At 55.0% G+C, this 23,700-nt stretch carries 28 protein-coding genes; all 28 read right to left on the bottom strand.

Annotated features, from left to right (window positions below):
- Positions 1-14: 14 nt before the first annotated feature.
- The 28 genes from secY to rpoB all read right to left on the bottom strand — a co-directional run bounded on the left by secY (position 15) and on the right by rpoB (position 23,592).
- Positions 15-1,343 (bottom strand): preprotein translocase subunit SecY, encoded by a 1,329-nt coding sequence (gene secY, locus HKK52_RS24030; protein WP_077574735.1) that lies wholly within the window; start codon positions 1,341-1,343, stop codon positions 15-17.
- The gene (rplO, locus tag HKK52_RS24025) at positions 1,344-1,781 is read right to left on the bottom strand and encodes a 50S ribosomal protein L15 (protein ID WP_007896782.1); all 438 of its coding nucleotides are present in this window, start codon (positions 1,779-1,781) and stop codon (positions 1,344-1,346) included.
- A 3-nt stretch (positions 1,782-1,784) separates the two neighbouring features.
- Complete coding sequence (gene rpmD / locus HKK52_RS24020; protein ID WP_003186033.1) at positions 1,785-1,961, bottom strand: 50S ribosomal protein L30; 177 nt, start codon at positions 1,959-1,961, stop codon at positions 1,785-1,787.
- A gap of 2 nt (positions 1,962-1,963) precedes the next feature.
- Entirely contained in the window at positions 1,964-2,464 is a 501-nt protein-coding gene (rpsE, locus tag HKK52_RS24015; protein ID WP_007943782.1) for a 30S ribosomal protein S5, read from the bottom strand.
- A 3-nt stretch (positions 2,465-2,467) separates the two neighbouring features.
- Positions 2,468-2,818 (bottom strand): 50S ribosomal protein L18, encoded by a 351-nt coding sequence (gene rplR, locus HKK52_RS24010; RefSeq protein WP_003186037.1) that lies wholly within the window; start codon positions 2,816-2,818, stop codon positions 2,468-2,470.
- Between the two features lie 10 nt (positions 2,819-2,828).
- Positions 2,829-3,362 (bottom strand): 50S ribosomal protein L6, encoded by a 534-nt coding sequence (rplF, locus tag HKK52_RS24005; protein WP_003176412.1) that lies wholly within the window; start codon positions 3,360-3,362, stop codon positions 2,829-2,831.
- 12 nt (positions 3,363-3,374) lie between these two features.
- On the bottom strand, positions 3,375-3,767 hold the full coding sequence (gene rpsH, locus HKK52_RS24000; RefSeq protein WP_003186040.1) for a 30S ribosomal protein S8: 393 nt from the start codon (positions 3,765-3,767) through the stop codon (positions 3,375-3,377).
- A 209-nt stretch (positions 3,768-3,976) separates the two neighbouring features.
- Positions 3,977-4,282 carry a 30S ribosomal protein S14 gene (gene rpsN / locus HKK52_RS23995; RefSeq protein ID WP_003176414.1) on the bottom strand — a complete coding sequence of 102 codons (306 nt, stop codon included), beginning with the start codon at positions 4,280-4,282 and terminating at the stop codon, positions 3,977-3,979.
- A gap of 13 nt (positions 4,283-4,295) precedes the next feature.
- Positions 4,296-4,835, bottom strand: a complete 540-nt coding sequence (gene rplE / locus HKK52_RS23990) for a 50S ribosomal protein L5 (protein ID WP_003176415.1) — start codon at positions 4,833-4,835, stop codon at positions 4,296-4,298.
- 20 nt (positions 4,836-4,855) lie between these two features.
- Positions 4,856-5,170: a 50S ribosomal protein L24 gene (gene rplX / locus HKK52_RS23985; protein ID WP_003176416.1), complete on the bottom strand. Its 315-nt coding sequence runs from the start codon at positions 5,168-5,170 to the stop codon at positions 4,856-4,858.
- 11 nt (positions 5,171-5,181) lie between these two features.
- The gene (gene rplN / locus HKK52_RS23980) at positions 5,182-5,550 is read right to left on the bottom strand and encodes a 50S ribosomal protein L14 (RefSeq protein ID WP_002555479.1); all 369 of its coding nucleotides are present in this window, start codon (positions 5,548-5,550) and stop codon (positions 5,182-5,184) included.
- 23 nt (positions 5,551-5,573) lie between these two features.
- A complete protein-coding gene (gene rpsQ / locus HKK52_RS23975) occupies positions 5,574-5,840 on the bottom strand; it encodes a 30S ribosomal protein S17 (RefSeq protein ID WP_003176419.1) in 267 nt (88 codons plus the stop codon).
- A gap of 2 nt (positions 5,841-5,842) precedes the next feature.
- Positions 5,843-6,034: a 50S ribosomal protein L29 gene (gene rpmC / locus HKK52_RS23970; RefSeq protein ID WP_008030901.1), complete on the bottom strand. Its 192-nt coding sequence runs from the start codon at positions 6,032-6,034 to the stop codon at positions 5,843-5,845.
- Entirely contained in the window at positions 6,034-6,447 is a 414-nt protein-coding gene (gene rplP, locus HKK52_RS23965) for a 50S ribosomal protein L16 (RefSeq protein ID WP_008145497.1), read from the bottom strand. The genes rpmC and rplP overlap by 1 nt, the downstream gene beginning before the upstream one ends.
- Before the next feature lie 12 nt (positions 6,448-6,459).
- Positions 6,460-7,146 (bottom strand): 30S ribosomal protein S3, encoded by a 687-nt coding sequence (rpsC, locus tag HKK52_RS23960; RefSeq protein ID WP_003176422.1) that lies wholly within the window; start codon positions 7,144-7,146, stop codon positions 6,460-6,462.
- A 13-nt stretch (positions 7,147-7,159) separates the two neighbouring features.
- Positions 7,160-7,492: a 50S ribosomal protein L22 gene (rplV, locus tag HKK52_RS23955; RefSeq protein WP_003103908.1), complete on the bottom strand. Its 333-nt coding sequence runs from the start codon at positions 7,490-7,492 to the stop codon at positions 7,160-7,162.
- Positions 7,493-7,505: 13 nt separating this feature from the next.
- A complete protein-coding gene (gene rpsS / locus HKK52_RS23950; RefSeq protein ID WP_002555486.1) occupies positions 7,506-7,781 on the bottom strand; it encodes a 30S ribosomal protein S19 in 276 nt (91 codons plus the stop codon).
- A 16-nt stretch (positions 7,782-7,797) separates the two neighbouring features.
- Positions 7,798-8,622, bottom strand: coding sequence for a 50S ribosomal protein L2 (gene rplB / locus HKK52_RS23945; protein WP_003176423.1), 825 nt, complete (start codon positions 8,620-8,622; stop codon positions 7,798-7,800).
- A gap of 14 nt (positions 8,623-8,636) precedes the next feature.
- Positions 8,637-8,936 carry a 50S ribosomal protein L23 gene (gene rplW, locus HKK52_RS23940; RefSeq protein WP_002555488.1) on the bottom strand — a complete coding sequence of 100 codons (300 nt, stop codon included), beginning with the start codon at positions 8,934-8,936 and terminating at the stop codon, positions 8,637-8,639.
- Positions 8,933-9,535 (bottom strand): 50S ribosomal protein L4, encoded by a 603-nt coding sequence (gene rplD, locus HKK52_RS23935; protein ID WP_007896707.1) that lies wholly within the window; start codon positions 9,533-9,535, stop codon positions 8,933-8,935. The genes rplW and rplD overlap by 4 nt, the downstream gene beginning before the upstream one ends.
- A gap of 12 nt (positions 9,536-9,547) precedes the next feature.
- Positions 9,548-10,183 (bottom strand): 50S ribosomal protein L3, encoded by a 636-nt coding sequence (gene rplC / locus HKK52_RS23930; RefSeq protein WP_003186059.1) that lies wholly within the window; start codon positions 10,181-10,183, stop codon positions 9,548-9,550.
- Positions 10,184-10,263: 80 nt separating this feature from the next.
- Positions 10,264-10,575: a 30S ribosomal protein S10 gene (gene rpsJ / locus HKK52_RS23925; RefSeq protein WP_003186070.1), complete on the bottom strand. Its 312-nt coding sequence runs from the start codon at positions 10,573-10,575 to the stop codon at positions 10,264-10,266.
- A gap of 141 nt (positions 10,576-10,716) precedes the next feature.
- The gene (tuf, locus tag HKK52_RS23920) at positions 10,717-11,910 is read right to left on the bottom strand and encodes an elongation factor Tu (protein WP_008145495.1); all 1,194 of its coding nucleotides are present in this window, start codon (positions 11,908-11,910) and stop codon (positions 10,717-10,719) included.
- 31 nt (positions 11,911-11,941) lie between these two features.
- The gene (gene fusA, locus HKK52_RS23915) at positions 11,942-14,047 is read right to left on the bottom strand and encodes an elongation factor G (protein ID WP_008145494.1); all 2,106 of its coding nucleotides are present in this window, start codon (positions 14,045-14,047) and stop codon (positions 11,942-11,944) included.
- Positions 14,048-14,077: 30 nt separating this feature from the next.
- Positions 14,078-14,548, bottom strand: coding sequence for a 30S ribosomal protein S7 (gene rpsG / locus HKK52_RS23910; RefSeq protein ID WP_002555493.1), 471 nt, complete (start codon positions 14,546-14,548; stop codon positions 14,078-14,080).
- A gap of 118 nt (positions 14,549-14,666) precedes the next feature.
- Entirely contained in the window at positions 14,667-15,038 is a 372-nt protein-coding gene (rpsL, locus tag HKK52_RS23905; protein WP_002555494.1) for a 30S ribosomal protein S12, read from the bottom strand.
- Between the two features lie 216 nt (positions 15,039-15,254).
- Positions 15,255-19,454, bottom strand: a complete 4,200-nt coding sequence (rpoC, locus tag HKK52_RS23900; RefSeq protein WP_133840544.1) for a DNA-directed RNA polymerase subunit beta' — start codon at positions 19,452-19,454, stop codon at positions 15,255-15,257.
- A gap of 64 nt (positions 19,455-19,518) precedes the next feature.
- Positions 19,519-23,592, bottom strand: coding sequence for a DNA-directed RNA polymerase subunit beta (gene rpoB / locus HKK52_RS23895; protein ID WP_054052241.1), 4,074 nt, complete (start codon positions 23,590-23,592; stop codon positions 19,519-19,521).
- Positions 23,593-23,700 lie beyond the last annotated feature (108 nt).

Below are 23,700 nucleotides of genomic sequence, written 5' to 3'. Positions count from 1 at the left end.
ACCTTATGGGTACCTCAGCGCAACATGCCGCTGCCGTAACCCTTCAGGTTGGCTTTCTTCATCAGGGATTCGTACTGGTGCGAAACGAGGTGCGATTGTACTTGGGACATGAAGTCCATCACAACCACGACGACGATCAGCAACGAGGTCCCGCCAAGGTAGAACGGTACGTTTGCTGCAACCACCAGGAACTGGGGCAGCAGGCACACGGCCGTCATGTAAAGAGCACCGAACATGGTCAAACGAGTCAGAACGCCATCAATGTAGCGCGCAGACTGCTCGCCTGGACGGATGCCCGGAATAAAGGCACCGGACTTCTTCAGGTTTTCCGCTACGTCTTTCGGATTGAACATCAACGCCGTATAGAAGAAGCAGAAGAAAATAATCCCTGCACTAAACAGCAGAATATTCAACGGCTGACCAGGAGCGATCGACTGCGAGATGTCCTGCAACCAGCCCATACCTTCAGACTGACCGAACCAGGCACCCAACGAAGCCGGGAACAGCAAAATGCTGCTCGCGAAAATAGCCGGAATAACACCGGCCATGTTCACCTTCAGCGGCAAGTGGCTAGTCTGCGCAGCAAAGACCTTGCGGCCCTGCTGACGCTTGGCGTAGTGAACAGCAATACGACGCTGACCACGCTCAATGAACACCACGAAACCGATAATCGCTACTGCCAGCAAACCGATGGCTACCAGGGCGAAGATGTTGATATCACCCTGCCGCGCAGACTCGAAAGACTGCCCGATCGCTCTCGGAAGACCGGCGACGATACCCGAAAAAATCAACATCGAGATACCGTTGCCAACACCACGCTCAGTAATCTGCTCACCCAGCCACATCATGAACATCGCACCAGCCACAAAAGTGGATACCGCGACGAAATGGAAGCCAAAGTCACCAGTGAACGCAACACCCTGCCCTGCCAGACCAATGGACATGCCAATAGCCTGAACGAGAGCGAGGATGACAGTGCCGTAGCGGGTGTACTGGCTGATCTTGCGACGGCCAGCTTCACCTTCCTTCTTCAACTGCTCCAGCTGCGGGCTGACGGCTGTCATCAGTTGCATGATGATCGATGCCGAAATATACGGCATGATCCCCAGTGCAAAGATGCTCATCCGCTCCAGCGCGCCGCCGGAAAACATGTTGAACAAGCTAAGAATGGTCCCCTCATTCTGTCGAAACAGGTCCGCGAGTCGGTCCGGGTTAATACCTGGAACCGGGATGTGTGCGCCTATTCGGTAGACGATAATCGCCAGGAACAGAAAACGCAGACGAGCCCAGAGTTCAGACATACCGCCTTTGCCGAGCGCAGAGAGAGCACCTTGCTTAGCCATTTATTCCTCGAACTTGCCGCCAGCTGCTTCGATAGCCGCACGCGCACCTTTGGTGGCGCCGATTCCCTTTCCGATGGTGACAGCGCGAGTAACTTCGCCGGACAGCATGATTTTCACACGCTGTACGTTGACGTTAATCACGTTGGCATCTTTCAGGGACTGCACGGTGACGATGTCGCCTTCCACTTTGGCCAGCTCGGACAAACGCACTTCTGCGCGATCCATGGCTTTCAGGGAAACGAAACCGAACTTCGGCAGGCGACGATGCAGCGGCTGTTGACCGCCTTCAAAGCCTGGAGCAATGGTGCCACCGGAGCGGGAGGACTGACCTTTGTGGCCACGGCCACCGGTCTTGCCCAAACCACTACCGATACCACGGCCCGGACGATGCTTTTCGCGACGGGAACCCGGCGCTGGACTCAGATCATTGAGTTTCATCGATTAACCCTCGACACGCAGCATGTAGTAAGCCTTGTTGATCATCCCGCGATTCTCGGGAGTATCAAGTACTTCTACAGTGTGACCGATGCGACGCAGACCCAGACCCTTAACGCACAGTTTGTGGTTAGGGATGCGGCCGGTCATGCTTTTGATCAGCGTAACTTTAACGGTAGCCATGATCAGAAGATCTCCTTGACGCTTTTGCCACGCTTGGCGGCAATGGATTCAGGAGACTGCATAGCTTTCAAACCTTTGAAAGTGGCGTGAACCACGTTTACCGGGTTAGTCGAGCCGTAGCATTTGGCCAGAACGTTCTGAACGCCAGCAACTTCGAGGACAGCACGCATAGCGCCGCCAGCGATGATACCGGTACCTTCAGAAGCAGGCTGCATGTACACCTTCGAAGCGCCGTGACCGGACTTCATTGCGTACTGCAGAGTGGTGCCGTTCAGATCAACTTGGATCATGTTGCGACGAGCAGCTTCCATTGCCTTCTGGATCGCGGCAGGCACTTCACGTGACTTGCCACGGCCGAAGCCAACACGCCCTTTACCATCACCAACCACGGTCAACGCGGTGAAAGTGAAGATACGGCCGCCTTTTACGGTTTTGGCTACGCGGTTAACTTGAACCAGCTTCTCAATGTAGCCTTCGTCGCGCTTTTGGTCGTTATTTGACATAACTTAGAACTCCAGCCCAGCTTCACGAGCAGCATCAGCCAGCGCCTTGACGCGGCCATGGTACTTGAAGCCAGAGCGGTCGAAAGCCACCTGCGAGACGCCAGCGGCTTTAGCACGCGTAGCGACCAGCTGGCCAACCTTAGTGGCCGCGTCGATGTTGCCAGTGGCGCCATCACGCAGTTCTTTATCCAAAGTCGAGGCAGATGCCAGGACTTTGTTGCCGTCGGCCGAAATGACCTGGGCGTAGATGTGCTGCGACGAGCGGAACACGCAGAGACGCACGACTTCGAGTTCGTGCATTTTCAGGCGTGCTTTGCGAGCGCGACGCAGTCGAGTAACTTTTTTGTCGGTCATTTGCTATGCCCTACTTCTTCTTGGCTTCTTTACGACGGACGACTTCGTCCGCGTAGCGCACACCTTTGCCTTTGTACGGCTCTGGTGGACGGAAGTCGCGGATCTCGGCGGCCACTTGACCTACCAGCTGCTTATCGATGCCCTTGATCAGGATATCGGTCTGGCTAGGAGTCTCAGCGGTGATGCCTTCCGGCAGTTCATAATCCACTGGGTGCGAGAAGCCAAGAGCCAGGTTCAGCACTGTGCCTTTTGCTTGCGCCTTGTAACCAACACCGACCAGCTGGAGCTTGCGCTCGAAGCCTTGGCTTACGCCTTGGACCATGTTGTTTACCAACGCACGAGTGGTACCAGCCATTGCGCGAGTTTGTTGATCGCCATTGCGAGCAGCGAAACGCAGCTCACCAGCTTCTTCAACGATCTCAACGGACGAATGGATGTTCAGTTCGAGAGTGCCCTTGGCACCCTTCACCGAAAGCTGTTGGCCTGCGAATTTGACTTCGACACCGGCTGGCAGCTTAACGGGGTTCTTAGCGACGCGTGACATGCTTATCCCCCCTTAGAACACAGTGCAAAGAACTTCGCCGCCGACACCGGCAGCGCGCGCAGCACGATCCGTCATCACACCTTTGTTGGTGGAGACGATAGACACACCGAGACCGCCACGAACTTTTGGCAGATCATCGACGGACTTGTACTGACGCAGGCCTGGACGGCTAACGCGCTTCACTTCCTCGATGACCGGACGGCCTTCGAAGTACTTCAGCTCGATGGACAGCAGTGGTTTGATTTCGCTGCTGATCTGATAACCCGCAATGTAACCTTCGTCCTTCAGGACTTTGGCAACAGCTACCTTCAAAGTAGAAGATGGCATGCTTACGACGGACTTTTCAGCCATCTGGGCATTACGGATTCGAGTTAGCATGTCCGCTAACGGGTCCTGCATACTCATGGGCTAGACGCTCCTAATACAAAAAAATTAGCCTTGCGGCTACTACTTGTCGCCGAGGTCATCCATGCGGAAAAAGCACGGGCTCAGGCGAGCCGGGTATTCTAGACACACCCCACAAATGAATCAAGCCCCAAAAGGGGCTTGATTCAAGTTCAAGGTCACCGGCGGTCAGGATCTTGCGATCCCGAACACCGAGACTTTGACAGTGCTTACCAGCTGGCTTTAACCAGACCAGGTACGTCACCACGCATTGCAGCTTCACGCAATTTGTTACGGCCGAGGCCGAACTTGCGGTAAACGCCGTGTGGACGACCGGTCAGGCGGCAGCGGTTACGCATGCGCGAAGCGCTTGCGTCACGTGGCTGCTTCTGCAGAGCTACTGTAGCTTCCCAACGTGCTTCTGGACTTGCGTTCAGATCAACGATGATAGCTTTCAGTGCTGCACGCTTTTTGGCGTACTTGGCAACCGTGAGCTGACGCTTCAGCTCGCGGTTTTTCATGCTCATCTTGGCCATTTTCCTACTCCAATCAGTTGCGGAACGGGAATTTGAAAGCACGCAGCAGCGCGCGACCTTCATCATCGTTCTTGGCAGTGGTGGTCAGGGTAATGTCCAGACCGCGGAGAGCATCGATCTTGTCGTAGTCGATTTCCGGGAAGATGATCTGCTCTTTAACGCCCATGCTGTAGTTACCACGACCATCGAAGGACTTGGCATTCAGGCCGCGGAAGTCGCGAACCCGAGGCAGGGAGATCGACAGCAGACGATCCAGGAATTCATACATACGCTCACGGCGCAGAGTCACTTTGACGCCGATCGGCCAACCTTCACGGACTTTAAAGCCAGCGATGGATTTCCGAGCGTAAGTCACAACGACTTTCTGACCGGTGATCTTTTCCAGGTCAGCAACAGCGTGCTCGATGACTTTTTTGTCACCGACCGCTTCGCCCAGACCCATGTTCAGGGTGATCTTTGTAACGCGTGGAACTTCCATCACGTTCGAAAGCTTAAGTTCTTCCTTAAGCTTCGGTGCGATTTCCTTCCAGTAAATCTCTTTTAGTCGTGCCATGGTCTTCTACCTAGCAGTGTTCAAGCATCAACCGCTTTTTGGGTCGACTTGAAGACACGAATTTTCTTGCCGTCTTCTACTTTGAAACCAACGCGATCAGCCTTGTTGGTTTCGCCGTTGAAAATGGCGACGTTAGAAGCGTCCAGTGGAGCTTCTTTTTCGACGATACCGCCTTGTACGCCCGACATCGGGTTAGGCTTGGTATGACGCTTAACCAGGTTCAGACCACCAATAACCAGACGGTTATTAGCGAGAACCTTAAGCACCTTACCGCGCTTACCTTTGTCTTTGCCGGCGATCACGATGATCTCGTCGTCACGACGAATCTTTTGCATGTCGGATCTCCTTACAGCACTTCTGGGGCGAGCGAGACGATCTTCATGAACTTCTCAGTACGAAGTTCACGGGTCACTGGCCCAAAGATACGGGTGCCGATCGGCTCTTGCTTGTTGTTCAGAAGAACAGCAGCGTTGCCATCAAAGCGGATAATGGAGCCATCGGCACGGCGTACGCCGTGACGAGTGCGGACTACAACAGCAGTCATCACTTGGCCTTTTTTCACTTTACCGCGAGGAATTGCTTCCTTAACGGTAACTTTGATGATGTCACCGATACCAGCGTAACGACGATGGGAGCCACCCAGCACCTTGATGCACATAACGCGGCGTGCGCCGCTGTTATCGGCCACATCGAGCATGGATTGAGTCTGAATCATATAATTTCTCCGACCCCTAGTCCTTAGACTTCCACAGCGCGTTCGAGAACATCAACCAGCGCCCAAGACTTAGTCTTGGCCAAAGGACGAGTTTCACGAATAGTGACTTTGTCGCCGATGTGGCACTGATTGGTTTCGTCGTGCGCGTGCAGCTTAGTCGAACGCTTAACGTATTTACCGTAGATCGGGTGCTTTACGCGACGCTCGATCAGAACGGTGATGGTCTTGTCCATTTTGTCGCTGACAACACGGCCAGTCAGCGTACGGACGGTTTTTTCGGCTTCAGCCATGATTACTTACCTGCCTGCTGTTTGAGCACAGTCTTCACGCGAGCGATGTCACGCTTAACTTGCCGGAGCAGGTGAGACTGCCCCAACTGGCCAGTTGCTTTCTGCATACGCAGATTGAACTGGTCGCGCAGCAGGCCGAGCAGTTGCTCGTTAAGCTGCGGCGCGTCTTTTTCACGAAGTTCGTTCGCTTTCATCACATCACCGTCCGTTTAACAAAGGCGGTGGCGAGCGGCAGCTTTGCAGCAGCCAGGGCAAAAGCCTCACGCGCCAGCTCTTCAGTAACGCCCTCGATTTCATACAGGACTTTGCCTGGCTGAATCTGGGCAACCCAGTACTCCACACTACCCTTACCTTTACCCATCCGAACTTCGAGTGGCTTTTTGGAAATAGGCTTGTCCGGGAATACACGGATCCAGATCTTGCCGCCACGTTTAACGTGACGGGTCAGAGCACGACGCGCTGACTCGATCTGACGAGCGGTGAGACGACCACGAGCTACAGACTTCAGCGCGAACTCGCCGAAGCTGACTTTGCTACCGCGCTGAGCCAGACCACGGTTGTGGCCTGTCATCTGCTTGCGGAACTTCGTACGCTTTGGTTGCAACATTTGGCGTACCCCTTACTTAGCAGCTTTTTTACGAGGCGCTGGTGCTTGTGGTTTCAGTTCTTCTTGGCGACCACCAATTACTTCGCCTTTGAAGATCCAAACCTTTACACCGATCACACCGTAAGTGGTGTGAGCTTCGTAGTTGGCATAGTCGATGTCGGCACGCAGGGTGTGCAGTGGCACACGACCTTCGCGATACCATTCAGTACGTGCGATTTCAGCACCGCCGAGACGACCGCTCACTTGGATTTTGATGCCTTTGGCACCAATGCGCATGGCGTTCTGTACAGCGCGCTTCATAGCGCGACGGAACATTACGCGACGCTCCAGCTGCTGAGCTACGCTCTGCGCAACCAACATACCGTCGAGTTCCGGCTTGCGGATTTCTTCGATATTGATGTGCACAGGCACACCCATTTGTTTGGTCAGGTCCTGACGCAGTTTCTCAACATCTTCACCTTTCTTCCCGATAACGATACCTGGACGAGCAGTGTGGATGGTGATACGTGCAGTTTGGGCCGGACGATGGATATCGATACGGCTTACGGACGCGCTTTTTAGTTTGTCTTGGAGATACTCGCGCACCTTCAGATCAGCGAACAAATAGTCCGCATAAGTCCGACCGTCTGCGTACCAGACGGAGGTGTGCTCCTTGACGATTCCCAGGCGAATGCCAATGGGATGTACTTTCTGACCCATCTCTTCGACTCCGTTACTTGTCAGCAACCTTGACAGTGATATGGCAAGACCGCTTGACGATGCGATCAGCACGGCCTTTGGCACGTGGCATGATTCGCTTCAGCGAACGCCCTTCGTTGACGAAAACGGTGCTGACTTTAAGGTCATCAACGTCTGCGCCTTCGTTATGCTCGGCGTTGGCTACGGCCGACTCCAGCACTTTCTTCATGATCTCGGCGGCTTTCTTACTGCTGAAAGCCAACAGGTTGAGCGCTTCGCCCACCTTCTTCCCGCGGATCTGGTCGGCGACCAAGCGGGCTTTCTGGGCGGAGATTCGAGCGCCCGACAACTTAGCGGCTACTTCCATCGTTCCTTACCCCTTAACGCTTGGCTTTCTTGTCTGCCACGTGCCCACGATATGTGCGGGTACCGGCAAACTCGCCTAGTTTGTGGCCGACCATGTCTTCGTTCACGAGAACTGGAACATGTTGACGACCGTTATGCACAGCAATGGTCAAACCGACCATTTGTGGCAGGATCATAGAACGGCGCGACCAGGTCTTAACTGGTTTGCGATCGTTCTTTTCCGCCGCCACTTCGATCTTCTTCAGTAGGTGAAGATCAATAAAAGGACCTTTTTTCAGAGAACGTGGCACTGTCGTATCCCTCTATTTACTTGCGACGACGGACGATCATTTTGTCGGTACGCTTATTACCACGAGTCTTCGCGCCCTTAGTCGGGAAGCCCCATGGCGATACCGGATGACGACCACCAGAGGTACGACCTTCACCACCACCATGTGGGTGGTCAACCGGGTTCATGGCAACACCACGAACGGTTGGGCGAACGCCACGCCAGCGTTTGGCACCAGCTTTACCCAGCGAACGCAGGCTGTGCTCGGAGTTCGAGACTTCACCCAGGGTCGCGCGGCATTCAGCCAGCACTTTACGCATCTCACCAGAACGCAGACGCAGGGTCACGTAGACACCTTCACGAGCGATCAGCTGAGCCGAAGCACCAGCGGAACGAGCGATTTGCGCGCCTTTACCTGGCTTCAATTCGATGCCGTGTACGGTGCTACCAACTGGAATGTTACGCAGTTGCAGAGCGTTGCCCGGCTTGATCGGCGCCAAAGCACCTGCGATCAGCTGGTCGCCAGCACTCACGCCTTTAGGGGCGATGATGTAGCGGCGCTCGCCATCTGCGTACAGCAGCAGAGCGATGTGAGCAGTACGGTTTGGATCGTATTCAATACGCTCGACAGTGGCAGAAATGCCATCTTTGTCGTTGCGACGGAAATCGACCAGACGATAATGCTGCTTATGGCCACCACCGATGTGACGAGTGGTAATGCGACCATTGTTGTTACGACCACCAGTCTTCGATTTTTTCTCGAGCAGCGGTGCGTGAGGAGCGCCTTTATGCAGCTCCTGGTTGACCACCTTGACCACAAAACGGCGGCCAGGGGAAGTCGGTTTGCATTTAACGATTGCCATGATGCACCCCTTCCTTACTCAGCACTGCTGCTGAAATCGAGATCTTGGCCTGGCTGAAGGGAGATAACTGCCTTCTTCCAGTCATTACGCTTGCCCAGACCGCGAGCAGTGCGCTTGCTCTTACCCAGAACATTCAGGGTAGTAACACGCTCTACTTTCACGCTGAACAGGCTTTCGACGGCCTTCTTGATTTCCAGCTTGGTTGCGTCAGTTGCAACCTTGAAAACGAACTGGCCTTTCTTGTCAGCCAGAACCGTAGCCTTTTCGGAAACGTGCGGGCCAAGCAGAACTTTAAATACGCGTTCCTGGTTCATCCCAGCAGCTCCTCGAATTTCTTCACGGCCGACACGGTGATCAACACCTTGTCGTATGCGATCAGACTAACTGGATCGGAACCTTGAACGTCACGTACATCAACGTGTGGCAGGTTACGAGCAGCCAGGTACAGGTTCTGATCAACTACTTCAGACACGATCAAGACGTCAGTCAGGCCCATGCCAGTCAGTTTGTTCAGCAGATCTTTGGTCTTCGGTGCATCAACAGCGAAGTCCTGAACCACGACCAGACGATCAGTACGCACCAGCTCAGCAAGGATGGAACGCATTGCTGCGCGATACATCTTCTTGTTCAGCTTCTGGGTGTGATCCTGAGGACGAGCTGCGAAAGTGGTACCGCCGCCGCGCCAGATTGGGCTACGGATAGTACCGGCACGAGCACGGCCAGTACCTTTCTGACGCCAAGGGCGCTTACCGCCACCACGAACGTCGGAACGGGTCTTTTGCTGCTTGCTACCTTGACGGCCGCCGGCCATGTAGGCCACGACTGCTTGGTGAACCAGCGTCTCGTTGAATTCGCCGCCAAATGTCAGTTCGGAAACTTCGATCGCTTGAGCGTCATTTACATTTAATTGCATGTCAGCTTCCCCTTAACCGCGAGCCTTGGCTGCTGGACGTACAACCAAGTTGCCGCCAGTAGCGCCAGGAACAGCACCCTTGACCAACAACAGATTGCGTTCAGCGTCCACGCGCACTACTTCCAGGGACTGCACGGTCACGCGCTCAGCGCCCATATGACCGGACATTTTTTTGCCCTTGAATACACGACCAGGAGTCTGGCACTGGCCGATAGAGCCTGGAACGCGGTGGGACACGGAGTTACCGTGGGTATTATCTTGCCCGCGGAAGTTCCAACGCTTGATCGTACCCTGGAAGCCTTTACCTTTGGACTGACCGGTTACATCAACCAGTTGACCAGCGGCGAAGATTTCAGCGTTGATCAGATCGCCGGCCTGGTACTCGCCTTCTTCAAGGCGGAATTCCATTACGGTACGACCAGCGGCAACGTTCGCTTTAGCGAAGTGGCCAGCTTGAGCAGCTGTAACACGCGAAGCACGACGCTCACCTACAGTGACTTGCACTGCACGATAGCCATCGGTCTCTTCAGTTTTGAACTGGGTGACGCGATTCGGTTCGATCTCAATGACCGTGACCGGAATGGAGACACCTTCTTCGGTGAAAATACGGGTCATACCGCATTTACGACCGACTACACCAATAGTCATGTTGTAAACCTCATGAGTGTACGGGGCTTTCACCCGCTATGGCCGCCCATTTCAGAGCGTTACACGACTAAGACCGAGTCTTAGCCGAGGCTGATCTGCACTTCCACACCGGCCGCAAGATCAAGCTTCATAAGAGCATCAACGGTTTTATCCGTTGGCTGGACGATGTCCAGAACGCGCTTATGAGTACGGATCTCGTACTGGTCACGCGCGTCTTTGTTGACGTGCGGGGAGACCAGAACGGTGAACCGCTCTTTACGGGTAGGCAGTGGAATTGGACCACGCACTTGAGCACCAGTACGTTTCGCGGTTTCCACGATTTCCTGGGTGGATTGGTCGATCAGGCGATGGTCAAAAGCCTTCAACCTGATACGGATTTGCTGATTTTGCATTGGATTTCAGACTCCGGCTGCTATTCCCAGCGAGCGCAATACGCCCGTTAAAAGGAGGCGCAATTCTATAGACGGGTTTCTACAGTGTCAACCCAATAAAAAAGCCCCCGCTAGGCGGGGGCTTTTTCAAGTCATCACTTATTAAGCGATGATTTTGGCTACGACGCCAGCGCCGACGGTACGACCGCCTTCACGAATAGCGAAACGCAGACCATCTTCCATTGCGATGGTTTTGATCAGGGTGACAACCATTTTGATGTTGTCGCCTGGCATTACCATTTCAACGCCTTCCGGCAGTTCGCAGTTACCGGTCACGTCAGTGGTCCGGAAGTAGAACTGTGGACGGTAGCCTTTGAAGAACGGAGTGTGGCGACCGCCTTCTTCTTTGCTCAACACGTACACTTCAGCTTCGAAGGTAGTGTGCGGCTTAACCGAACCTGGCTTGACCAGAACCTGGCCACGCTCAACGTCGTCACGCTTGGTGCCGCGCAGCAGCACGCCGCAGTTCTCGCCAGCACGACCTTCGTCGAGCAGCTTACGGAACATTTCAACACCGGTGCAGGTGGTGACGGTAGTGTCACGCAGACCAACGATTTCCAGTGGATCCTGAACCTTGACGATACCGCGCTCGATACGGCCAGTTACAACAGTACCGCGACCGGAGATCGAGAATACGTCTTCGATTGGCATCAGGAACGGCTTGTCGATAACACGGACTGGATCTGGGATGTAGCTGTCCAGAGTCTCAACCAGTTTACGAACGGCAGTGGTGCCCATTTCGTTGTCGTCTTGGCCGTTCAGAGCCATCAGAGCCGAACCGATGATGATCGGAGTGTCGTCACCTGGGAAGTCGTAAGTGCTCAGCAGATCGCGCACTTCCATCTCAACCAGTTCCAGCAGCTCAGCGTCGTCTACCATGTCAGCCTTGTTCAGGAAGACAACGATGTACGGAACGCCAACCTGACGGGACAGCAGGATGTGCTCACGGGTTTGTGGCATCGGACCATCAGCGGCCGAACAAACCAGGATAGCGCCGTCCATTTGAGCAGCACCGGTGATCATGTTCTTCACATAGTCAGCGTGACCTGGGCAGTCAACGTGAGCGTAGTGACGGATCAGCGAGTTGTATTCAACGTGAGCGGTGTTGATGGTGATACCACGAGCCTTTTCTTCTGGAGCGCTGTCGATTTTATCGAAAGCAACTACAGCGGAACCGAAAACTTCGGAGCAGACGCGAGTCAGAGCAGCGGTCAGCGTGGTTTTACCGTGGTCGACGTGACCGATGGTGCCAACGTTGACGTGCGGGAGGGTACGGTCAAATTTTTCTTTAGCCACGACAATTAACTCCTAGCCTAAAGGGGCTGAATCAGCCTTGTTTTTTGGTAACGGTTTCGACGATGTGCGACGGAGCCGTATTGTATTTTTTGAATTCCATAGAGTAGCTTGCGCGACCTTGGGACATGGAACGAACGTCGGTTGCGTAACCGAACATCTCACCCAACGGAACCTCGGCGCGAATCACTTTGCCGGAGACCGTGTCTTCCATACCCAGGATCATGCCGCGACGACGGTTAAGGTCGCCCATCACGTCACCCATATAGTCTTCAGGCGTAACAACCTCTACCGCCATGATCGGCTCAAGCAACTCACCACCGCCCTTCTGGGCCAGTTGCTTGGTCGCCATGGAAGCAGCCACCTTAAACGCCATCTCGTTGGAGTCGACGTCGTGGTAGGAACCATCAAACACGGTAGCCTTCAGGCCGATCAGCGGATAGCCGGCGACAACGCCGTTCTTCATCTGCTCTTCGATACCCTTCTGGATAGCCGGGATGTATTCCTTAGGAACCACACCACCCACTACTTCGTTCAAGAATTGCAGACCTTCCTGACCTTCGTCAGCAGGAGCAAAACGAATCCAGCAATGACCGAACTGGCCACGACCGCCGGACTGACGAACGAACTTGCCTTCGATTTCGCAACTCTTCGTGATGCGCTCACGGTACGAAACTTGAGGCTTACCGATGTTGGCTTCGACGTTGAACTCACGGCGCATCCGGTCAACCAGGATGTCCAGGTGCAACTCGCCCATGCCGGAGATGATCGTTTGACCAGTCTCTTCATCAGTCTTGACGCGGAAAGACGGGTCTTCCTGAGCAAGTTTGCCCAGAGCGATACCCATTTTTTCCTGGTCGTCCTTGGTCTTAGGCTCTACGGCAACCGAAATAACCGGCTCCGGGAAGTCCATGCGAACCAGGATGATTGGCTTGTCAGCGTTGCACAAAGTCTCACCAGTGGTGACGTCCTTCATGCCGATCAAGGCCGCGATGTCACCAGCGCGCACTTCCTTGATTTCTTCACGGGCGTTTGCGTGCATTTGCACCATACGACCCACGCGCTCTTTCTTGCCTTTAACCGAGTTGATCACGCCGTCGCCGGAGGCCAACACGCCCGAGTAAACTCGAACGAAGGTCAAGGTACCCACGAATGGGTCGGTAGCGATCTTGAACGCCAGAGCCGAGAACGGCTCGCTGTCGTCTGCGTGACGCTCCATTTCCTTGGTCTCGTCATCCGGGTCAGTACCCTTGATGGCAGGAATGTCGGTTGGAGCAGGCAGGTAGTCGATAACGGCGTCGAGAACCAGGGGAACACCCTTGTTCTTGAAGGAAGAACCGCAAACAGCCAGAACGATCTCACCAGCGATAGTACGCTGACGCAGAGCGGCCTTGATTTCCGCGTTGGTGAGTTCTTCACCTTCGAGGTACTTGTTCATCAGCTCTTCGCTGGCTTCGGCCGCAGCCTCAACCATGTTACCGCGCCACTCGTCAGCCAGTTCCTGCAGTTCTGCAGGGATAGGCTTACGAACAGGAACCATACCTTTGTCAGCGTCATTCCAGTAAACAGCTTCCATGGCCAACAGATCGATCTGACCCTGGAAGTTGTCTTCGGAACCGATAGCCAACTGGATTGGCACCGGAGTGTGACCCAGACGCTGTTTGATCTGACCGATCACACGCAGGAAGTTCGCACCAGCACGGTCCATCTTGTTTACGTAAACAAGACGTGGAACACCGTACTTGTTGGCTTGACGCCATACGGTTTCCGACTGAGGCTCAACACCCGAGGTACCGCAGAACACAACGACCGCGCCATCGAGAACACGCAGGGAACGCTCAACTTCAATAGTGAAGTCAACGTGGCCCGGGGTGTCGATGACGTTGAAACGGTATTGGTCCTTGTGCTGCTTCTCGGAACCCTGCCAGAAGGCGGTAATAGCAGCAGAAGTAATGGTAATACCACGCTCCTGCTCCTGCACCATCCAGTCTGTGGTCGCGGCGCCGTCATGCACCTCGCCCATTTTGTGACTTTTGCCAGTGTAAAAAAGGACGCGCTCGGTGGTGGTGGTTTTACCAGCATCCACGTGAGCAACGATACCAATGTTACGGTAGCGATTAATCGGTGTAGTACGAGCCATAAAGCCCTCGCAAAATTAGTGACGCTAAAATTAGAAGCGGTAGTGCGAGAAAGCCTTGTTGGCTTCAGCCATACGGTGCACGTCTTCACGCTTCTTAACTGCAGCACCTTTACCTTCAGCGGCATCCAACAGTTCGCCAGCCAAACGCAGAGCCATAGACTTCTCGCCGCGCTTGCGGGCGAAGTCTACCAACCAGCGCATTGCCAGGGCGTTACGACGGGACGGGCGAACTTCGACCGGAACCTGGTAAGTAGCACCGCCTACACGGCGCGACTTCACTTCGACCAGCGGAGCGATGGCGTCGAGAGCTTTCTCGAAGATTTCCAGGGGATCGCTGTTCTTGCGTTCTTTAACCTTTTCCAGCGCGCCATAAACGATACGCTCGGCAACGGCTTTCTTGCCGCTTTCCATAACGTGGTTCATGAACTTGGCCAGGATTTGGCTTCCGTATTTTGGATCGTCAAGCACTTCGCGCTTGGCTGCTACGCGTCTTCTTGGCATGGATAAGCCCTCAAACGGTCTTCAGGTTCGCTCGGAATCGGTGCCCTTTCGGGACGCCTCCGACCTTACTCTTATCGACTCAGAAAAATAGAAAATCAGTTTTTACAAAAAGCCACTACTACTTAGGCTTTTTGGTACCGTACTTCGAACGACCCTGGTTACGACCTTTAACGCCGGAAGTATCCAAAGAACCGCGTACGGTGTGATAACGAACACCTGGCAAGTCTTTTACACGACCGCCGCGGATCAGTACCACGCTGTGCTCTTGCAGGTTGTGGCCTTCACCGCCGATGTACGAGGAAACCTCGAAACCGTTGGTCAGACGCACACGGCATACTTTACGCAGTGCCGAGTTAGGTTTTTTCGGCGTGGTGGTATACACACGGGTGCATACGCCACGACGTTGCGGGCAGTTCTGCAGCGCAGGTACGTCGGATTTCTCGACGATACGCTTACGCGGCTGACGTACCAGCTGGTTGATAGTTGCCATCTACTAGCTCCACTGTTGTCTTGCGACGCTATTGTCTTGCAAGAAAAGCAAAATGGCAGGAACGAATTCCCGCCAAATTTAGGGGTACAAGAGTCTAAAGAGGATCTTGTCCCCAGTCAAGGCAAGGCCCCGACCTCCCCGCTCATCCAACCTCGACAAATTGTCTCGATTCGATGAACGGAACGACCGGGGCCCCACGCTCATTTACCGCAGAACTCAGTTACCGCTCGAGTTCAGTGCTTCGGTCAGTGCAGCTTCCACTTCACTGGCGCTTACGCGCAACGGTTTGTCAGCATCACGGCGACGCTTACGCTCGCTGTGATAAGCCAGACCGGTACCAGCCGGGATCAAACGACCCACGACTACGTTTTCTTTCAGGCCGCGCAAGTAATCGCGCTTGCCGGTTACCGCCGCTTCGGTCAGTACACGAGTGGTTTCCTGGAAGGAAGCCGCCGAGATGAACGATTCGGTGGACAACGACGCCTTGGTGATACCCAACAGCACGCGAGTGAACTTGGAAACGAATTTCTCGTCGCCAGCCAGACGCTCGTTCTCTACCAGAACGTGAGTCAATTCCATCTGGTCGCCCTTGATGAAACTGGAATCGCCGGATTCAGCGATTTCAACTTTACGCAGCATCTGACGCAGGATGGTCTCGATGTGCTTATCGTTGATCTTCACGCCTTGCAGACGATAAACGTCCTGGATCTCGTTCACGATGTACTTGGCCAGCGCACTCACACCCAGCAGACGCAGGATGTCGTGTGGATCGCTCGGGCCGTCGGAGATAACTTCGCCGCGGTTTACCTGTTCGCCTTCGAAGACGTTCAGGTGACGCCACTTCGGAATCAGCTCTTCGTACGGATCGCTACCGTCGTTCGGGGTAATGACCAGACGGCGCTTGCCTTTGGTCTCTTTACCGAACGCGATGGTGCCGCTGACTTCAGCCAGAATCGAGGCTTCTTTCGGACGACGGGCTTCGAACAAGTCGGCAACACGCGGCAGACCACCGGTGATGTCACGGGTTTTCGAAGTTTCTTGCGGGATACGGGCGATAACATCACCGATCGCAACCTGCACACCATCCGCTACACCGACCAGGGCGTTAGCCGGCAGGAAGTACTGAGCCGGTACGTCAGTACCTGGCAGCAGCAGATCCTTGCCATCGACACCGACCATCTTAACGGCAGGACGGATGTCCTTACCGGCAGCTGGACGGTCTTTGGCGTCGAGTACTTCAATGTTGGTCATACCGGTCAATTCGTCAGTCTGACGCTTGATCGTGATGCCTTCTTCCATGCCCACGTAGGTCACGGTACCTTTCATTTCGGTAACGATTGGGTGAGTGTGCGGATCCCACTTGGCCACGATTGCGCCGGCGTCGACCTTGTCACCTTCTTTAACCGAAATCACAGCACCGTACGGCAGCTTGTAACGCTCGCGCTCACGACCGAAGTCATCAGCGATTGCCAGCTCACCGGAACGGGACACAGCAACCAGGCAACCATCCACTCGCTCAACGTGCTTCAGGTTGTGCAGACGGACGGTACCGCCATTTTTCACCTGAACACTGTCGGCTGCGGAGGTCCGGCTTGCCGCACCACCAATGTGGAACGTACGCATGGTCAGCTGGGTACCCGGCTCACCGATGGACTGGGCGGCAATAACGCCGACCGCTTCACCGATGTTCACCTGGTGACCACGAGCCAAATCACGGCCGTAGCACTTGGCGCAAATGCCGTAGCGGGTTTCGCAGCTGATCGGCGAACGCACGATCACTTCGTCGATGCTGTTCAGCTCGATGAATTCGACCCACTTCTCGTCTACCAATGTACCGGCAGGAACGATGATTTCTTCGCTACCCGGCTTGAACACGTCACGGGCAATAACACGACCCAATACGCGCTCACCCAGCGGCTCAACAACGTCACCGCCTTCAATGTGCGGAGTCATTACCAGGCCATGCTCGGTGCCGCAATCGATCTCGGTCACAACCAGATCCTGCGCCACGTCTACCAGACGACGAGTCAGGTAACCGGAGTTCGCAGTTTTCAACGCGGTATCCGCCAAACCTTTACGAGCACCGTGAGTAGAGATGAAGTACTGAAGTACGCTCAAACCTTCACGGAAGTTCGCAGTAATCGGCGTTTCGATGATGGAACCGTCCGGCTTGGCCATCAGGCCACGCATACCGGCGAGCTGACGGATCTGCGCAGCAGAACCCCGTGCGCCCGAGTCGGCCATCATGTACATCGAGTTGAAGGATTCCTGGTCGACTTCGACGCCATGACGGTCGATGACTTTCTCTTTCGAGAGGTTGGCCATCATCGCCTTGGAAACTTCGTCGTTCGCCTTGGACCAAAGGTCGATCACTTTGTTGTACTTCTCGCCCTGGGTTACCAGGCCGGAGGCGTACTGACTCTCGATCTCTTTCACTTCGTCGGTAGCAGCACCGATGATGCGGGCTTTTTCATCCGGGATAACGAAGTCGTTAACACCGATGGAAACGCCGGAAATGGTCGAATAGGCAAAACCGGTGTACATCAACTGGTCAGCGAAGATCACGGTCTCCTTCAAACCAACCACGCGGTAGCACTGGTTGATCAGCTTGGAGATCGCCTTTTTCTTCATCGGCTGGTTGACGACGTCGTACGACAGGCCAGGTGGAACAACCTGGAACAACAGCGCACGGCCGACAGTGGTGTCGACGATACGGGTGTTCTTGACGCTGCCGCCATCACGATCATTGACGGTTTCGTGGATCCGCACTTTGACTTTAGCGTGCAGTGCGGCTTCGCCGGCACGGAACACACGGTCAACTTCTTGCAGATCCGCGAACACACGACCTTCGCCCTTGGCGTTGATCGCTTCACGAGTCATGTAGTACAGACCCAATACAACGTCCTGCGATGGAACGATGATTGGCTCACCGTTGGCTGGCGACAGAATGTTGTTGGTCGACATCATCAACGCACGCGCTTCCAACTGGGCTTCCAGTGTCAGCGGTACGTGCACGGCCATTTGGTCGCCGTCGAAGTCGGCGTTGTACGCAGCACAGACCAGAGGGTGCAGCTGGATAGCCTTACCTTCGATCAGTACCGGTTCAAATGCCTGGATACCCAGACGGTGAAGGGTCGGTGCACGGTTGAGGAGAACCGGGTGTTCACGGATCACTTCTGCGAGAACGTCCCAAACCTCTGGCAGCTCGCGCTCAACCATTTTCTTGGCAGCTTTAATGGTGGTAGCGAGACCACGCATTTCCAGCTTGCCGAAAATGAACGGCTTGAACAGCTCGAGGGCCATTTTCTTCGGCAGACCGCACTGGTGCAGACGCAGGGTCGGACCTACGGTAATTACCGAACGACCGGAGTAGTCAACGCGCTTACCGAGCAAGTTCTGACGGAAACGACCTTGCTTACCCTTGATCATGTCAGCCAGGGATTTCAGAGGACGCTTGTTCGAACCGGTGATAGCGCGGCCACGACGACCGTTGTCGAGCAGTGCATCGACAGCTTCCTGCAACATACGCTTTTCGTTGCGCACGATGATGTCCGGAGCGGACAGATCGAGCAGACGCTTCAAGCGGTTGTTACGGTTGATCACTCGACGATACAGATCGTTGAGGTCGGAAGTCGCGAAGCGACCGCCATCCAGCGGGACCAGTGGACGCAGATCTGGCGGCAGAACCGGCAGAACGGTCAGCACCATCCATTCTGGAAGGTTGCCGGAACCCTGGAAGGCTTCCATCAACTTCAGACGCTTGGACAGCTTCTTGATTTTGGTTTCGGAGTTGGTTTGCGGAATTTCTTCGCGCAGACGGCCAATCTCGTGTTCCAGGTCGATAGCGTGCAGCAGTTCACGGACAGCTTCGGCACCCATGCGGGCATCGAAATCGTCGCCGAACTCTTCCAGCGCTTCGAAGTACTGCTCGTCGTTCAGCAGCTGACCTTTTTCAAGGGTGGTCATGCCCGGGTCGATAACGACATAGCTCTCGAAGTAGAGAACGCGTTCGATATCACGCAGGGTCATATCCATCAGCAAGCCGATACGTGACGGCAGCGATTTCAGGAACCAGATGTGGGCAACCGGCGAAGCCAGTTCGATGTGCGCCATGCGCTCACGACGAACTTTAGCCAGCGCGACTTCAACGCCGCACTTCTCGCAGATCACGCCGCGGTGCTTCAAGCGCTTGTACTTACCGCACAGGCACTCGTAATCCTTTACCGGGCCAAAGATCTTGGCGCAGAACAGGCCGTCACGCTCAGGTTTGAACGTACGGTAGTTGATGGTTTCCGGCTTTTTAACTTCACCGAACGACCACGAACGGATCATCTCAGGCGATGCCAATCCAATACGGATGGCGTCGAACTCTTCGACTTGACCCTGGTTTTTCAGCAAATTCAGTAGGTCTTTCAAGGCCTTTCCTCCTGGCGGAGCAGAGAGCGGGCAATCCTGCCCCGCTCTCGATTCGCGTCACGTGTTATTCGGTTTCCAGATCGATATCGATGCCGAGGGAACGAATTTCCTTGATCAACACGTTGAAAGACTCGGGCATGCCCGGCTCCATACGGTGATCGCCATCCACGATGTTTTTGTACATCTTGGTACGGCCGTTCACATCGTCCGACTTCACTGTGAGCATTTCTTGCAGAGTGTAAGCGGCACCGTATGCTTCCAGTGCCCAGACCTCCATCTCCCCGAAACGCTGACCACCGAACTGTGCCTTACCACCCAGCGGCTGCTGGGTAACCAGGCTGTACGAACCGGTAGAACGAGCGTGCATCTTGTCGTCTACCAAGTGGTTCAGCTTCAGCATGTACATGTAGCCAACAGTAACCGGGCGCTCGAACTTGTTGCCGGTACGGCCGTCGGTCAGCTGCATCTGGCCGCTTTCTGGCAGGTCTGCCAGTTTCAGCATGGCCTTGATTTCGCTTTCCTTGGCACCGTCGAACACTGGAGTGGCCATTGGAACGCCGCCACGCAGGTTCTTCGCCAGATCCAGGATTTCCTGGTCGGAGAAGCTATCCAGATCTTCGTTACGACCGCCGATCTGGTTGTAGATCTCGTCGAGGAATTTACGAAGCTCGGCGACTTTGCGCTGCTCTTCGATCATCCGGTTGATCTTCTCGCCCAGACCTTTAGCCGCGAGGCCGAGGTGGGTTTCAAGGATCTGACCAACGTTCATACGCGAAGGTACGCCCAACGGGTTGAGGACGACGTCGACCGGGGTGCCATTGGCATCGTGCGGCATGTCTTCAACCGGCATGATCACGGAGACCACACCTTTGTTACCGTGACGACCGGCCATCTTGTCGCCCGGCTGGATGCGGCGACGGATTGCCAGGTAAACCTTGACGATTTTCAGCACGCCTGGAGCCAGGTCATCGCCCTGCTGCAGTTTGCGCTTCTTGTCTTCGAACTTGTCGTCCAGCAGACGGCGACGATCAACGATGTAGGCCTGGGCCTTCTCGAGCTGCTCGTTCAGAGCATCTTCAGTCATGCGCAGTTTGAACCACTGACCATGCTCAAGACCGTCGAGTACTTCGTCGGTGATGTCCTGACCTTTCTTCAGGCCGGCGCCGCCTTCGGCTTTGTGGCCGACCAGAGCGGAACGCAGACGTTCGAAAGTTGCGCCTTCAACAATACGGAACTCTTCGTTCAGATCCTTACGGATCTCGTCGAGTTGAGTCTTCTCGATGGACAGAGCCCGAGCATCACGCTCAACGCCGTCACGAGTGAAGACCTGTACGTCGATGACGGTACCCTTGGTGCCGGTAGGCACGCGCAGGGAGGTGTCTTTAACGTCGCTGGCTTTTTCACCGAAGATGGCACGCAACAGCTTCTCTTCCGGAGTCAGTTGGGTCTCGCCTTTCGGAGTGACCTTACCAACCAGGATGTCGCCTGCGCCAACTTCAGCACCTACGTAAACGATACCGGCTTCGTCCAGCTTGTTCAGTGCAGCTTCACCCACGTTCGGGATGTCTGCAGTGATTTCCTCTGGCCCAAGCTTGGTGTCACGCGCCACACAGGTCAGTTCCTGAATGTGGATCGTGGTGAAGCGATCTTCTTGAACAACTCGTTCCGACAGGCAGATGGAGTCTTCGAAGTTGTAACCGTTCCAGGCCATGAACGCGATACGCATGTTCTGACCCAGCGCCAGTTCACCCATGTCGGTGGACGGGCCGTCAGCCATGATGTCGCTGCGCTGAACCCGATCACCTTTACGCACCAGCGGACGCTGGTTGATGCAGGTGTTCTGGTTGGAGCGGGTGTATTTGGTCAGGTTGTAGATGTCGACACCAGCTTCACCGGTTTCAACTTCGTCATCAGCAACACGAACCACGATACGGCTGGCATCAACGGAGTCGATCACGCCGCCACGACGAGCCACGACGCAAACGCCGGAGTCACGGGCTACGTTACGCTCCATGCCGGTACCCACCAGCGGCTTGTCAGCGCGCAGTGTTGGTACAGCTTGACGCTGCATGTTCGAACCCATCAACGCACGGTTGGCGTCATCGTGCTCGAGGAACGGGATCAGCGACGCAGCAACCGAAACTACCTGCTTCGGCGATACGTCCATCAAGGTGACGTCTTCCGGCGCCTTGACGGTGAACTCGTTCAAGTGACGAACAGCTACCAGTTCGTCGATCAGCATTTTCTTGTCGTTCATCGTGGCCGAAGCCTGAGCGATCACGTGATCAGCTTCTTCGATGGCGGACAGGAACACGATCTCGTCGGTGACCAGAGCGTCTTTCACCACGCGGTACGGGCTTTCGAGGAAGCCGTACTGGTTGGTGCGCGCATAAGCGGCCAGGGAGTTGATCAGGCCGATGTTCGGACCTTCCGGCGTTTCAATCGGGCATACACGACCGTAGTGAGTCGGGTGTACGTCACGCACTTCAAAGCCAGCACGCTCACGAGTCAAACCGCCAGGGCCGAGTGCAGACACACGACGCTTGTGAGTGATCTCGGACAGCGGGTTGTTCTGGTCCATGAACTGGGACAGCTGGCTGGAACCGAAGAACTCTTTCACCGCCGCAGCCACTGGCTTGGCGTTGATCAGGTCTTGCGGCATCAGGCCTTCGCTTTCAGCCATCGACAGACGCTCTTTGACCGCACGCTCAACACGTACCAGGCCAACGCGGAACTGGTTTTCAGCCATTTCGCCTACGCAGCGAACACGACGGTTACCCAGGTGGTCGATGTCATCGACGATGCCTTTACCGTTACGGATGTCGACCAGAGTCTTCAGAACCGCAACGATGTCTTCTTTGCACAACACGCCCGAACCTTCGATCTCGGTACGACCGATACGACGGTTGAACTTCATCCGGCCGACCGCAGACAGGTCATAGCGCTCAGGGCTGAAGAACAGGTTGTTGAACAGAGTCTCGGCAGCGTCTTTGGTTGGCGGCTCGCCTGGACGCATCATGCGATAGATCTCGACCAGCGCTTCCAATTGGTTGCTGGTGGAGTCGATCTTCAGCGTGTCGGAGACGAACGGACCGCAGTCGATATCGTTGGTGTACAGAGTTTCGATGCGAACAACCTGGGCCTTGGCGATTTTTGCCAGGATCTCGGTGTTCAGTTCGGTGTTGCACTCTGCCAGGATTTCGCCGGTTGCCGGATGCACGATGGCCTTGGCGGTAGTGCGACCCAGGACGTAGTCCAGAGGCACTTCCAGGGTCTTGAGACCGGCTTTTTCGATCTGGTTGATATGGCGCGCAGTAATACGACGACCCGCCTCAACGATGACTTTGCCCTTCTCGTCCTGAATGTCAAGAACAGCAATTTCACCACGCAGACGCGAAGCAATCAGTTCCAGACTGAGGGTTTCGCCGCTCAGGTGGAAAACGTTGGTGGTGTAGAACGCGTCCAGCACTTCTTCAGTGGTATAGCCGAGCGCGCGCAGCAATACCGATGCAGGCAGCTTGCGACGACGGTCGATACGCACGAATACGCAGTCTTTCGGATCGAACTCGAAGTCCAACCACGAACCGCGGTAAGGAATGATGCGCGCGGAGTACAGCAGTTTACCGGAGCTGTGCGTCTTGCCACGGTCGTGGTCGAAGAACACGCCCGGGGAACGGTGCAGCTGGGAAACGATTACACGCTCGGTACCGTTGATTACGAAGGTACCGTTCTCAGTCATCAGGGGGATTTCACCCATGTAGACTTCTTGCTCTTTGATGTCCTTGATCGCTTTGTTCGACGATTCTTTGTCGAAAATGATCAGGCGCACTTTTACCCGCAACGGTACGGCGTAAGTTACACCGCGCAATACGCATTCTTTGACATCAAATGCCGGTTCGCCCAGGCGATAACCGACGTACTCCAGCGCAGCATTGCCGGAGTAGCTGATGATCGGGAAAACGGATTTGAAGGCCGCATGCAGGCCCACGTCGCGGAACTGATCTTTAGTCGCTCCCGCTTGCAAGAATTCACGATACGAATCCAGCTGGATGGCCAGGAGGTACGGCACATCCATGACGTCCGGCAACTTGCTAAAGTCCTTGCGGATACGTTTTTTCTCAGTATATGAGTAAGCCATCAGCGTTCCCCAGCTTGGTCACCTGCTTGTTTGGCCCCTCCCGACGGGAGCAGCCAGAAAATCGTGCAAACCCCATGGTTTGCTCCACCGCATCGGGTGGTTACAGCT

The organism is Pseudomonas sp. ADAK2, from assembly GCF_012935755.1.
Classification (GTDB): Bacteria; Pseudomonadota; Gammaproteobacteria; order Pseudomonadales; family Pseudomonadaceae; genus Aquipseudomonas.
Note: the sequence above shows the minus strand (reverse complement) of the source record. Positions and strands in the feature narration are given on the sequence as shown.